The following is a 13,022-nucleotide window of genomic DNA, read 5'->3' as shown; positions in this document are numbered from 1 at the left end:
ATTCGGTCTATATATGGAATTTCATATGTTCTCGAGGCTGTAATCGCATGAATAAACCAAGGGTCCTGTTCCTGTGTAATGCCAACTCTGCTCGCTCTCTGATGGGAGAGGCGCTACTTCGTCATATGGCCGCGGAGCGTTTTGATGCGTTCAGCGCGGGAACCGAACCGGACCGCCCGCACGAACTGACGCTCGCAGTTCTTCAGCAACAAGGCATTGCAACGGATGGGTTGGTCAGCAAGTCACTGGACGAGTTCGCCGGGCAGCATTTCGATACCGTGATAGTACTGTGTGACAAGGCGCAGCAAGCGTGTCGCGATTGGGAAGGTAGTCACACGGAACACCTTTATTGGGATATCCGCGACCCCCGTCTTGTTGATCGTGAGAATGCCTATGAGCAGGTCCTGCAGGAAATTCGCCGGCGTCTCTCCCTGTGGCTCGAACTCAACGAGCGTGAAAGCGCTTCACAATGACCAATATCGCTCACATATGAATATTCAGCTGTCGCTGGTCGAATGCGCGCGCCTCGAATTGAAGGATGGTTCGTGAACAATGAAATGTTGTCGCTGGACCCTCTTCATCTCTGCAAATGCCTGGCAGATGAAACCCGTTTGATGTCGATGCTGCTGGTGCTACATGAGCAGGAGTTGTGTGTATGCGAAATGACGCATGCATTGCAGGAGTCACAACCCAAGGTGTCGCGTCACCTGGCTGAACTGCGTCGCTATGGCTTGCTCAGTGCCCGCCGGGAGAGCCAGTGGATCTACTACGGCTTGGCATCGACCTTGCCGGGCTGGGTAATGAGTATCCTGGAGGCGGCTGCGGAAGGGCGATCGGAGGATCTACAACGGTTGCGCAAGAGGCTCGACAGCATGGGAAACCGGCCGGAACGACGTGCCGCTCTCTGCTGAAGGTGGGGAGGGCCGGTGCCTGGATTGGCGGCACCTCAGATCGCTGCCCGTCAATGGCTCGCGGACCATGTCATGGGGTGCGCACCGTTGTCCCTCTTACTTATGTATGCGATCAAGACCATGTCTGAGCAAGGGGATCACCATATCGACCATCGGTCGATGATCGACAGCTACCCAGCACACATCGGTAATGCCGTAGCTTTCCATCAGTCCAGAGAAGGACTGAGCATGGCCTATCTGAGCCAATTGCATGCGCTTGGCGAGGGCTTTGCAAGCCTCCTCTTGAGTAGGTGGGTGGGGGAAGTGGCAACACCGCATTCCTCGCTTCCCGTGACGAGTGAAGTTGATCTCATATAGTGTCATTTTTGTAATCACCTTGTTCCCTGCGCTATCAGGATAGTCGTTGCAGGGCCCGGTGGGCGTAGGGGTAAAGTATGGTTTTGGGTATGAGATATTTAAGGTAGCCAGGCATCAAGGCTTACTGATGCTACGTGATTCTCGAGCCGGATCTTCACGTTTTCCACTTCCAGTTCAGGATGGTTCATGCTTGTCTCCTGTGGCATAGCGCATCCATGGCGGATGAAGGGGCATCTGCTACTTCTCTTCGCTTCGATACTGACAGGGAGGCCACCAATGGGGTATCGCGCCTTGTTACATCAACACAAGGGGCTGTTGAGCATTGCCTTTCTGGCAATGTTCACATCGAGTCCTGGCCAGAGTTTTTTCGTTGGTCTGTTTCAGATACCCATTGCCGAAATGCTGGAACTGAGCATAGGTCAATTCGGCATCGCCTATGCATTCGTTACCCTGATTGCTGGTTTCGCCATGTTGAGTTTCGGCCCCTGCATAGATTGGATTCCTCCTCGCCGCTTTGCCCTTGTAGTACTCATCATTCTTCTGAATGGTGTCTTGCTCCTGACATTTTCCCCCTGGTGGGGCATAGGCTTGTTGGGGCTTGGTCTGGTGCGGCTATGTGGACAAGGCCTGATGACGCATCTTGGCAATACACTGGCAGGTCGAGAGTTCGAAGGGGGGAGAGGGAAGGCTCTCGCTCTGGTGGGTGTTGGTACCATGCTGGGCGGAGCCATCCTTCCGACGCTGGTGGCTGTTTTACTGGTCTGGCTGGACTGGCGAGAACTGTGGTGGCTGTTCTGCCTGTTGCTGGCAGGACTCTGGGTACCGATATTGCTGTATGGCGCATGGCCACCAGCGCCGGGCAGGCGTCCATCACGATCTCGGCGACAGCAAGGGCCGCATCCCTTTCGCGAAAAGGACTTCTGGCAACTACTGCCGATGTTGATGGTCCTGCCGGTTACCATGACTGGGGTCTTCATCTATCAAGCTCGTATGACAGAAGACCTCGGGAGCAGCCTGGCTGTTTATGCTCTGGCATTGGCCGCCATGGGTGTCGCTAATCTGTTCAGTGCGCTGGTGGGTGGGCATTGGATCGATCAACTGGGACCTGCTCGAGTGGCACGACTGTACCTATTGCCCTACGCCCTGGCACTACTGATTGCCATTTTCATCGGTGGGGATATTGGTGTTTGGGCGTTGATGATTGGTGGCGGCCTGGGGGTAGGAGCTCAGGAACCGATAGCCACTAGCTTGCTGGCCCGGTTGTGGGGGACTGAACACCTCGGCCGGCTACGCGCTGCATTAAGTGCCTGCATGGTATTTGCCACTGGCATTGCACCAGCAGTTCTGGGGGTCGTACTCGACCTCGGTATTTCCTTTATCGATGTACTCATCGGGATGTTGGTGTTACTGGGAGGGAGTTGGGCTGTCGCGCAGAGTGTGCTCGTGTCTTCTCGAGCTCAAGATCATGAGCCTATTCATGTGGGAGGCTCATAGCAGTATCACTGCAGTATCGTGCATCCAATGATACGACAGTCCCCTGGGTGGGAATGCAGGAAAAGGGGGCGTGTCATCGTGAGATACCGTTATCGTCTGGCAGAGATGAGGCCGCTTTCCGCAGCGGCCTGCATAACGACAAACGATAGCGCTTTGGTTTGAAGCGCTTCAAGACCCGGATTGAGCGAACTGCTGTATGCGCTGGGCCAAGGCAGGATCATTCTGCGCAGCTTGACCAATAGCATTGAAGGTCTCGATATCAAGACCGCTGTTCTGCACTACCTCGATCATCTTGTTGTTGGCTTCTTCTCGTATTGTTTGTTGAGCCATTTCGTCTTCAGCCTGTTGAAGGCGTTGGGAGTACTCTCCAGATACTGTGGAGATTTCCTGCGCAGCCGTCGCAAACTGCTGGAGTTGTTCGTCCGAGAAGTTCGTATCTGACGCTTGTGTCTCGAAAGGAGCGGTTGTGCCCTGAGTTTCTTGAGCTTGAGCGGCAGAACTGATCAAGCCAGCACTAAGCAGGACGGCAGAAAATAGTGTCGTAATACGCAGCATAAATCTCTCCTTTCACTTTCTCGTTGCTATTGGATACCGCTGGATGATCCTCAACTTACAGGGTAACGGCAAGGTTGGGGGCATTCTCCTGCAAAGCATCTTACACATTTCTTACACAAATTGTTCCAGATTGGCGACAGGTGGTGGTCAGAAGGAGATGTGGGCTGGTGGAAACTGGATTCGGACAGTAACTCATTCCGTAGACAGGCATGAACGGCTCACTGACATGGTCGGGTGATTCACGCCAATTACAACCGCCTAGCTCGCTGGACAAAGCGGCAGACATCGATAGCCGTACCGAGTCGATCCTATGTGCCGCTCCCGAGATGGGCAGGACAAACGTCAGCGGAACTTATTGAAGGAACGGCAATCCTTGAAAGCAGCAAAATGACGTCGCTGAGGTCCCGGGACCAGGGAGAGCTGAATGCCGGGGTCTCCTTCCAGTCCTATTGAGGTGGATCATCTCGGTGTGGGGCCCAGCAGAGTTTTCTATCAGAATTGAGTGCGAGCTGGAGACATGCATGCGTGATCAGATCGACGCCCTGACCTCGTTGAGAGGCATCGCAGCGATCCTTGTGGTTCTCTACCACTATACAGGAAGCTTCCTGCCTAACCTTGAGGTCTCCCAGCATACCTCCTTTATAGTGAAGGGATACCTGTGGGTGGATCTATTCTTCTTGCTCAGCGGGTTCGTGATCATGCACGCCTATGGGCAGGAATTTCGCTCGAGAATCGAGTGGCCTTCCTTCAAGGCGTTCATTTTCGGGAGAATTGCACGTCTCTATCCATTGCACCTTTCGATACTGCTGGCATTTGTACTGCTTGAGTTGGTAAGGGCGGCGTTGATTCATGCCGGGGTGGATGACCTACCACGGGGAGCCTTTGAAGGAGGCAAGAACCTGGCCGCCCTTGCTGAGCAGATCATGATGCTCCAGGCGGCAGGATTACAGGATGGTTTGACATGGAATGGTCCAGCCTGGTCGATTGGTGCAGAGTGGTTTGCGTATCTGGTGTTTCCTGTGCTTGCTTCATTTCTGTTTGGCATGGGGTGGCGGGCCCGCATTGTTATCTGTCTGGTTGGTATTCTGGGGCTGGTCGTCATTTTCGACAGTGAGCGAGGGTTGAATCTTACATACGACTATGGTGCTTTGCGCTGCTTGTTTCAGTTCTGTATGGGAGCAGTGTTATATCAGGTTTTTCGGAGCGGTAGCATGCGCTGGCTGCACCATGATTCAGCGTTTGTGATGGTAGCGCTGACCATCCTGGTACTGATGCATATTGGAGAGCGGGATTTATTGCTTCCACCGGCTTTCGCGCTGTTGATCCTGTCTGTTGCCGGCAATAGCGATCGTATAGAGAAAGTACTAACGGTTGCCCCCCTTCGTATTATCGGTATGGTTTCGTATTCAATCTACATGAGTCACATGTTGGTGCTTGAAGCGATTCAGCTGGTGAGTCGAGCGATATCGGGCCATGGGTTTGGCCGTGAGTTGGGGGCTCCGGCATCAATGATGGCACTCATGATTCTGGTTCCGTCAATTCTGCTTCTGTCCGTGTGGTTATACCGCAGCATAGAGCTTCCGATGCGCCAGGCGCTGAGGAGAAGTCGCTTTGCTCAACTCCACGTTTATGCACCGTCGGCGACATAGATACGGTTCAGGATGCTCTTTCTCCTTGACTGCTTCGGGTATGCTCAACAGGTCGAGGCTGAGCACATCGACGGTGGGAGGGAAGTGGCTGATGCTGTCCATGCGACGCTGTTTGCCGATGTCGACGTATCGGCAAAATCCAGAAGCGTGTATAGCCGATCGCCGTATGAGGTGGAGAAGACGAAGGAGGCATCATTGGCGTGACACCGCCGGAGCGGTTTGGGGTAATGGCCTAGAGTAGGCTGCCAGCCAGCTCCCGGCATCGACGCCGCAATGCTTCGCCTTCCTCGGAGTTAACCATCGCCGGCCGGTCATGACGCTGCAGGAGGTAAGTAAAGCCAACTACTCCAAGGCGCTGGGCGTGGCTGCCACCGGTAAGCTGTTCGACGGTGTCTCCAGCAAGGCCTCGCATCAACCGAGCGAGGTCAAAGCCGACAGGAAGATAGTCCCAACGGTCCCAGTCCACCAGGGCGATGTTGCCTCGCTCCGTATCCACCAACACATTCTCTCGATGTAGGTCACCGTGTGAAAGCACTTGCGGCAGACGCTTCAGCCTTGTCACAAGCCACAACAGGAAACGCCGCTCGCCGTGGGCGCGGTCCCATCTCAGTGCATCGCCCAGAGCCTGGCGAAACAGATGGTTGACCAGAGGAGGCTTTCGGCCTCCACGAACCTTCAGGCCTTCGCGATGTTGTTCACCGAATTGCTGCAGACGCTCTAGCTCAACCATGACTGCTGGTAACCACGCCTCCCACCCTGGGCCATGTCGATCCAGAGGCTTGCCAGGGAAGAAATCGAAGATCAGCATCTGTCGCTCGCCAATGCCTTGTTGATGACGCAGCGCGGGGCTAGCGATACCGGCGGGCGTCAATACCCGCTTGTAGAAGCGATGGATACGGCCGGCGTCGTCAGGGGACATGCCGGGATGTGCCACCATAGGGCCATCGCCGGAATCAAACTTCACTGCCGAGATATCGCCAAGTTGGCCGAACAGTGGCTGGAATCGTTTCCAGGCCAAGGACTCGGAAAAATCTGCTACCCCGGAATACTCAGGGTGATTTGCAGTCAATGAGGCTGGCAGCCATCCATCACTCTCTGGGGGTAGGTAAAGCCAGGGACTGTGGTGCAATGGTTTCCCCTGAGGGGTAGTCACCCGAACGATGTCGCCGTCATCAAGAGATAATTGAGCATGGAAGCCAACACGGCCATCGACCGACGCCTTGGCTGCCTGTACGTCGGGGCGCATATCGGAGCATGGCACGCTCTCAACAAGCCTGCCATTGACTGACACCATCACATTGGGGGCGGGACTCCAGCCTGCTACCCCTTCTGACCAGACACGGTCTACATAGCCGCTTACAACTGGCCCGACGGTATCCACCAATGATTGTCCGTTTTTGCTGTTGACGTGCATCTACACAGATATCTCGTCTGAACCATCGTATCGCACGATTGAGTTTCCGCTGAGGCCTGCTTCATCCATGAGTTGGTCTCCGTGCTTTATCGTGATATTGCGACGACATGCCCAACCTCGACGCCCAGACCTGGTTGAGAGGCATCGCAGCCTTTTTGCCACTATACAGCAAGCTTCCTGCCTAACCCCCAAGGGCCTCGGCATACCTCCTGGATTGTTGAGGGATACCTTGGAAAGGACTGCTTCCTGCTCAGCGGGCTCGTGATTTCGCATGCCTCTGGGCAGGAGTTTCGCGCGAGAATTGAGTGGCGCTGACCATTTCAGTTCTGATGTATATTGGAGAGGGAGCCTTATTGCTTCCGCGGGCTTTTGCGCTGTTGATGCTGTCTGTTGTCAGCAATGGGGCGTAATTCGCAATGGGCCGGTTGCGCGATGATCAGAAGATTTCATCTCTACAGATCGGTTAGTTACCACCGATGCTACCTTCAGTGTTTATGGCGTTGGCGCCATGGCCGCTCACTCTGGAGGAAGCATCGCATGAACCATCCAACCAACGATGTGCACGCCTTTGAAGCCCATGCACCTGAAGTTGACCTCGACGACCTGCGTGCACGGCTGGCCGCGGCACGGCTACCGGAAGCTGAGACGGTCTATCGCCCAGCGCCTGACCCTCATCGATGGCGCCAGGGTGTCCCTCTTTCCGATCTCGTCGATGTTGTGAACTACTGGCGCACCGAGTACAACTGGCGTTCGTTTGAAGCACGCCTCAACCAGGTCGGCCAGTTCCGAACGACCATTGACGATCTGGGGATTCACTTCCTGCACCGCCGGTCCTCACGCCCAGACGCTACACCACTGATCTTGACGCACGGCTGGCCAGGCAGCGTGGCGGAGTTCGCCCATGTAATCGACGAACTGGCAGATCCGGACGATGCCACTGCACCAGCATTCCACGTCGTAGCTCCGTCGCTGCCTGGTTTTGGTTACAGCGATAAACCGGTCACCACCGGATGGGGGGCCGAAAGAATTGCCGCCGCATGGGTGGAGTTGATGGGGCGGCTCGGCTATAGCAGGTTTCTAGCCCATGGAGGTGACTGGGGAGGAAATATCACCACGGTCCTCGGCGGCAGGTTTCCAGAGCAGGTACTCGGCATCCATACTACGTTCGCAGACGCGCTGCCCGGACTGACAACCGACGGGCTGACGGAGGTCGAGCGCAGATGGGCAGAGGAGACCCGTGCTTTCTATGCGGGCCCCCGTGGGGCGTACGCGAAGCAGCAAGCGACCCGCCCGCAGACCATCGGCTACTCGCTCGTTGACTCACCCGTTGGGCTGCTTGCCTGGATTCTCGACAAGTTCGCTGAGTGGTCGGACACTGAAGACAGTCCGTTCGAGACGATCTCCAGAGATCGGATTCTTGACGACGTTACCCTCTACTGGATGACGCGGACGGGCGCATCGGCAGCGCGTATCTACTACGAGAGTCACAGCTCGATGGACCCCGAGCTTCGGGTAGAGGTGCCGTCGGCCATCACCATGTATCCCCGCGATATCGAGAAGATCCCACGCCCCTGGGCACAGCAACGCTACCGACAGATCGTTCGATGGTGCGTGCCCGAAACGGGAGGGCATTTCCCGTCACTGGAGGTCCCCGAGTATTTCGTCAAGGACCTGCAGGAAGGGCTCGCGGCAGTATTGGCCGCTAGTCGATGAGCGGGGCTGAGCCGAGCACGGTTGCTCAATATTCCGCTAGCGGAAGTTTTGGAAATATTTTGGGATAGTTTTCCCAAGCAACGAAAAAACCGCCACTCGGAATATTCCGTAAGTGACGGTTTGATCTAGAATTTCAGTGGTCGGAGCGACAGGATTCGAACCTGCGACCTTTGCAACCCCATTGCAACGCGCTACCAAGCTGCGCCACGCTCCGACTTGGCTCTCTTGCAGCCCGAACTCCAGTGGAGTGGCCCCGAGAACGAGGCGTATACTAGCGTGTTCGCTGGTAAATGAAAAGCCCTCTTTGCGCTTTTATTTCAATTGGTTGGTTATTGACCAGCAGTCTGTGGGCGATTTGTGTAGGCTTGGCGATCCACGTTTCTACGACCTTCGAGGAGAGGTGCCGATGCCTTTGATTCTGGGCATGAGTATATTGTTGGCCTGTCAGTTTGCTGGAGAGTTGTTGGTGCGCTGGCTCGACCTGCCGATACCGGGGCCGGTGATCGGCATGGTGATCCTGTTGGTCGGGCTTATGGTTCGTGGCAAGGTGCCGTCCAGCCTGCGGACCACAGGCGAGGGATTATTGCGGTATTTGACACTACTGTTCGTGCCAGCGGGTGTGGGTCTAATGGTACATGGCCGCTTGATTGCCGATGACTGGCTGGCGATTGCAGTAACACTGGTCGTCTCCACGGCCCTGACTCTGGCGGTGACTGCCTGGGTGATGGAGCGATTGGCCCGTCGGTCCGGAGAGCGCCAATGAAGCCGCCAGTGAAGGTCATGGAATTGGGCGAACTCTGGGTTTATCTGTCGGGAAATCCATTGTTGTCACTGTTGGTCACGTTGTTGGCGTTTGCGCTGGCCGTGCGAATCAACCGACTTCTGGGTGGCACACCGTTGTTGCATGCGGTAACCCTGAGTATCGTGTTGATTATCGTTTTTCTGTTGTTGTCCGGGATTGATTACGCCACTTACTTCGAAGGGGCGCAGTTCATTCACTTCCTGTTGGGACCGGCCACTGTGGCGTTGGCGATACCGCTCTATGATCATCGAGAACGAGTGCGGCAGCTATTGGCGCCACTGATGTTGGCCTGCCTGGCCGGAATCATCACTGCGGTTGCTTCTACTCTGGGGCTGGCACTGTTGTTAGGAGCTGATCATGCCACTGTGATGTCATTGGCGCCGCGTTCAGTGACCTCGCCGATTGCCATGGGGGTTGCCGAGAAGATCGGAGGCATTCCTTCTCTGGCAGCTGGACTGGTGCTGATCACCGGATCGATCGGCTGTGCGATAGGTCCGGTGATCTTTCGTCTGTTGGGCATTCGAGACCCGGTTGTACAGGGTTTCACCATGGGGCTGGCAGCCCACGGCTTCGGTACCGCTCAATCTTTCGCGCGGCTTGGAGCCATGGCCGGAGCTTTCTCTGGTCTGGCAATGGGGTTGACCGGCCTGGTTACTGCCTTTGTCTTACCGCTGATTACTCGCCTGTTTGGCTTGTAGCTGATTCGCGCACAGGTTTCACTATCATCCCTGTGCGCTCTTTTTTCCTGTTTTTATCTATTAACCTATTGATATTGTCGGATATTGTTCGAGTCGTCAGGGGCTTTCCGGTTACCTGCTCTCGCTGGCCGCTATATCTGACCTTGGTCTAATCCTCCGAGCGAGTTGTGAATCCCTGAACTATGGTCAGGCATAAGGGGACGCTTGGAGGTCAACATGTGGAAGACCGTCAAATCTGTGCTGGCAGCTTTTTTCGGCGTGCAGGGCGAAGCACAGCGGCGGGAAGACTTTACCTCCGGCAAGCCCATCAGCTTCATACTGGTGGGTCTTCTCATGGGCATCATTCTGGTAGTGATCTTGATCGTGGTTGCCATGCTGGCGGCGGGATGAGGTGCGTTCCGATGCCGCTGGATGTGCATGGTTGAAGTTGAGGAAAGGACCGCTGAAAGAAGGACCGTTCGGAGAAGGGCCGTTGCGCAAGGATGAGCTCGGTTGGCGCAGGCCCGGAGAAACTCAGTAGTTACAACGACAATAACTGGCTCCAGGAGGCATCGATGCGAATGCGGCACGTATGGATGACTGCAGGCATGCTCTTGATGGCGCTGAGCAGTCACACCCTTGCGGCGGAATGGAACATGCCGGTGGGGGTGACGGATGTCAGCCGCGAGATCTACTCGCTACACATGACGATTTTCTGGATCTGTGTGGTGATAGGGGTAGTGGTGTTCGGCGCGATGTTCTACTCGCTTTTCCGCTACCGCCGCTCGAAGGGGGCCAAGGCGGCTCACTTCCATGAGCACACTACCGTGGAGGTGATCTGGACAGCGATTCCGTTGCTGATTCTCATCGCCATGGCTATTCCGGCAACGGCGACCCTCAAGAAGATGTACGACGCTTCCGAGGCTGATCTGGACATCCTGATCACAGGCCAGCAATGGCGTTGGCATTATTCCTACCTGGGTGAGGATGTCGAGTTCACTTCCAGTCTCGGTACACCTCGTGAGCAGATCTCCGGAAATGCCGAGCGAGGAGAGAACTATCTGCTTGAAGTGGACGAGCCATTGGTGATTCCAGTGGACAGGAAGGTGCGTCTGCTGATGACCAGCGATGATGTCATTCACTCCTGGTGGGTGCCGGACCTGGCCGTCAAGCAGGATGCCATACCCAGCTTCGTCAACGAGAACTGGGTGCGTATCAATGAGCCCGGTGTCTATCGCGGACAGTGTGCCGAGCTGTGTGGCAAGGACCATGCCTTCATGCCGATTGTGGTCGAGGCGGTGGAGCCGGAGAAGTTCGAAACCTGGCTGGAAGAGCGCAAGGCGGCCGCTGCAGAGGAGGCCATGGGTGTTGATCGTGAATGGGCACTTGATGAATTGATGGAGCGCGGTGAGCAAGTCTACGGCGCTATCTGTGCCTCCTGTCACCAGCCGGATGGTTCCGGTATGCCGCCGACCTTCCCGGCGCTGGCAGGGAATCAGGCATTGATGGACGATTCTGCACATCATATCGATACCGTCATCAATGGTGTGTCGGGTACGCCAATGCCGGCGTTCAGCTCTACGCTCAACCCCGTTGAACTGGCGGCTGTCATCACCTATGAGCGCAACGCCTGGGGTAACGAGACTGGAGAAGCCATCCAGCCCTCGGAGATCGCCGAGATGATGACCGAATAGCGGCGCTTGCTGGCGCTCCAACTTGATTGCATTGCCAACAGGGAGAACTTCGCATGGCGTCACTGCCTCCCAAGCACAGGCTACAACAGGGTTCCGCCGATGCTGTCGGTGGTTCAGATACCCATCACGACCGGCCGCGCGGGCTGATGCGTTGGGTGTTGACGACCAATCACAAGGAAATCGGCACGCTCTATCTGCTGTTTTCGCTGCTGATGTTTCTGATTGGAGGGGTCTTCGCACTGGTGGTACGTGCAGAGCTGTTTCAACCTGGTCTGCAGCTGGTGCAACCGGAATTCTTCAACCAGATGACCACCATGCACGGCCTGATCATGGTGTTCGGCGCAGTCATGCCGGCATTCGTCGGGCTGGCCAATTGGATGGTGCCGTTGCAGATCGGTGCTCCCGATATGGCGTTGCCGCGCTTGAACAACTTCAGTTTCTGGTTGTTGCCGGTGGCGTTCACGCTACTGCTGAGTACCTTGATCATGCCCGGTGGAGCGCCCAACTTCGGTTGGACCTTCTACGCACCGCTGTCGACGACATATGCGCCACCCTCGACGACCTTTTTCATCCTGTCGCTGCATATTGCCGGCATCAGTTCGATACTCGGTGCAATCAATATCATTGCCACCATTCTTAACCTGCGTGCTCCGGGTATGCGCCTGATGGACATGACATTGTTTGTCTGGACATGGTTGATCACCGCGTTCCTGTTGATCGCGGTGATGCCGGTGTTGGCCGGGGTGGTGACCATGATGCTGATGGATATCAATTTCGGCACCAGCTTCTTCAATGCTGGCGGCGGCGGTGATCCGGTGTTGTTCCAGCATCTTTTCTGGTTCTTTGGTCACCCCGAGGTTTACATCATGATCCTGCCGGCCTTCGGCATCGTGTCGGTGATCATTCCTACCTTTGCGCGCAAACGGCTGTTTGGTTACGCGTCGATGGTCTACGCCACGGCCTCGATTGCCATCCTGTCATTCATGGTCTGGGCGCATCACATGTTCGTGGTTGGTCTGCCATTGGTGGCGGAACTGTTCTTCATGTACAGCACGATGCTGATCGCCGTGCCGACTGGGGTGAAGGTATTCAACTGGATTGCCACGCTGTTTCGCGGTTCGATCACTTTCGAGCCGGCCATGCTGTTCGCGATAGCTTTCGTGGTGCTGTTTACCATCGGTGGCTTCTCGGGCCTGATGCTTGCCATTTCGCCGGCGGATTTCCAGTACCACGATACCTATTTCGTGGTGGCGCATTTCCACTATGTGCTGGTGCCAGGGGCAATCTTCTCGATCATGGCGGCGGTCTATTACTGGCTGCCGAAGTGGACAGGACATTATCCCCATCTCCGCCTATCCCAATGGCACTTCTGGCTGTCGATTGTGGGTGTCAACCTGACGTTCTTCCCGATGCACTTTTCCGGACTGGCGGGCATGCCGCGGCGAATCCCGGATTACTCACTGCAGTTCGCTGATTTCAATATGCTGTCGAGCATCGGTGCCTTCATGTTCGGCCTGTCCCAGTTGCTGTTTGTGGTCATCGTGTTCATGTGTGTCCGCGGTGGAGAGAAGGCGCCTGCCAAGGCCTGGGATGGCGCAGTCGACCTGGAGTGGACAGTACCGAGTCCTGCGCCTCTGCATACATTCGAGACGCCTCCGCAATATCGACCTACCGAGCATTGAGGATCGTGAGGACATGTTGCACTTGAGTGGTCGAGCATAGTACTGCGGATGTTGAAGAAAGATGGCTGTTGTTG

Annotated in this window: 12 protein-coding genes and 1 tRNA gene; 10 read left to right on the top strand and 3 right to left on the bottom strand. The window is 55.8% G+C overall.

Features of this window, described 5'->3' with window-relative positions; all coding sequences use genetic code 11:
* Positions 1-47 precede the first annotated feature (47 nt).
* The 3 genes from AR456_RS10735 (at position 48) to AR456_RS10725 (ending at position 2,762) form a co-directional block, all read left to right on the top strand.
* Entirely contained in the window at positions 48-473 is a 426-nt protein-coding gene (locus tag AR456_RS10735) for an arsenate reductase ArsC (RefSeq protein ID WP_021817393.1), read from the top strand.
* A gap of 84 nt (positions 474-557) precedes the next feature.
* Positions 558-911, top strand: a complete 354-nt coding sequence (locus AR456_RS10730; RefSeq protein ID WP_031206993.1) for a metalloregulator ArsR/SmtB family transcription factor — start codon at positions 558-560, stop codon at positions 909-911.
* Between the two features lie 633 nt (positions 912-1,544).
* Positions 1,545-2,762 (top strand): MFS transporter, encoded by a 1,218-nt coding sequence (locus AR456_RS10725; protein WP_021817397.1) that lies wholly within the window; start codon positions 1,545-1,547, stop codon positions 2,760-2,762.
* A gap of 168 nt (positions 2,763-2,930) precedes the next feature.
* On the opposite strand, the gene AR456_RS10720 is transcribed toward AR456_RS10725, so the two are convergent.
* Entirely contained in the window at positions 2,931-3,317 is a 387-nt protein-coding gene (locus AR456_RS10720; RefSeq protein ID WP_021817398.1) for a DUF4168 domain-containing protein, read from the bottom strand.
* A gap of 521 nt (positions 3,318-3,838) precedes the next feature.
* Here AR456_RS10720 and AR456_RS10715 point away from each other — a divergent pair.
* On the top strand, positions 3,839-4,966 hold the full coding sequence (locus AR456_RS10715; protein ID WP_021817399.1) for an acyltransferase family protein: 1,128 nt from the start codon (positions 3,839-3,841) through the stop codon (positions 4,964-4,966).
* Between the two features lie 232 nt (positions 4,967-5,198).
* On the opposite strand, the gene AR456_RS10705 is transcribed toward AR456_RS10715, so the two are convergent.
* Positions 5,199-5,984 (bottom strand): aminoglycoside phosphotransferase family protein, encoded by a 786-nt coding sequence (locus tag AR456_RS10705; protein WP_162148472.1) that lies wholly within the window; start codon positions 5,982-5,984, stop codon positions 5,199-5,201.
* A gap of 933 nt (positions 5,985-6,917) precedes the next feature.
* Here AR456_RS10705 and AR456_RS10700 point away from each other — a divergent pair.
* Positions 6,918-8,093: an epoxide hydrolase family protein gene (locus AR456_RS10700; protein ID WP_021817402.1), complete on the top strand. Its 1,176-nt coding sequence runs from the start codon at positions 6,918-6,920 to the stop codon at positions 8,091-8,093.
* A 137-nt stretch (positions 8,094-8,230) separates the two neighbouring features.
* Here AR456_RS10700 and AR456_RS10695 read toward each other — a convergent pair.
* A tRNA-Pro gene (locus AR456_RS10695) sits at positions 8,231-8,307 on the bottom strand.
* Between the two features lie 192 nt (positions 8,308-8,499).
* Here AR456_RS10695 and AR456_RS10690 point away from each other — a divergent pair.
* The 5 genes from AR456_RS10690 (at position 8,500) to ctaD (ending at position 12,948) form a co-directional block, all read left to right on the top strand.
* A complete protein-coding gene (locus AR456_RS10690; protein ID WP_021817403.1) occupies positions 8,500-8,856 on the top strand; it encodes a CidA/LrgA family protein in 357 nt (118 codons plus the stop codon).
* A complete protein-coding gene (locus AR456_RS10685; RefSeq protein ID WP_021817404.1) occupies positions 8,853-9,593 on the top strand; it encodes an LrgB family protein in 741 nt (246 codons plus the stop codon). Before AR456_RS10690 ends, AR456_RS10685 begins: the two co-directional genes overlap by 4 nt.
* Positions 9,594-9,809: 216 nt before the next feature.
* Positions 9,810-9,983, top strand: a complete 174-nt coding sequence (locus AR456_RS21035) for a DUF2970 domain-containing protein (protein ID WP_021817405.1) — start codon at positions 9,810-9,812, stop codon at positions 9,981-9,983.
* 164 nt (positions 9,984-10,147) lie between these two features.
* Positions 10,148-11,266, top strand: coding sequence for a cytochrome c oxidase subunit II (coxB, locus tag AR456_RS10680; RefSeq protein ID WP_021817406.1), 1,119 nt, complete (start codon positions 10,148-10,150; stop codon positions 11,264-11,266).
* Positions 11,267-11,319: 53 nt separating this feature from the next.
* Complete coding sequence (ctaD, locus tag AR456_RS10675; RefSeq protein WP_021817407.1) at positions 11,320-12,948, top strand: cytochrome c oxidase subunit I; 1,629 nt, start codon at positions 11,320-11,322, stop codon at positions 12,946-12,948.
* Positions 12,949-13,022: the final 74 nt, after the last annotated feature.

Source organism: Halomonas huangheensis, assembly GCF_001431725.1.
GTDB classification, from domain to species: domain Bacteria; phylum Pseudomonadota; class Gammaproteobacteria; order Pseudomonadales; family Halomonadaceae; genus Halomonas; species Halomonas huangheensis.
This window is presented reverse-complemented; position numbering and strand designations above follow the sequence as displayed.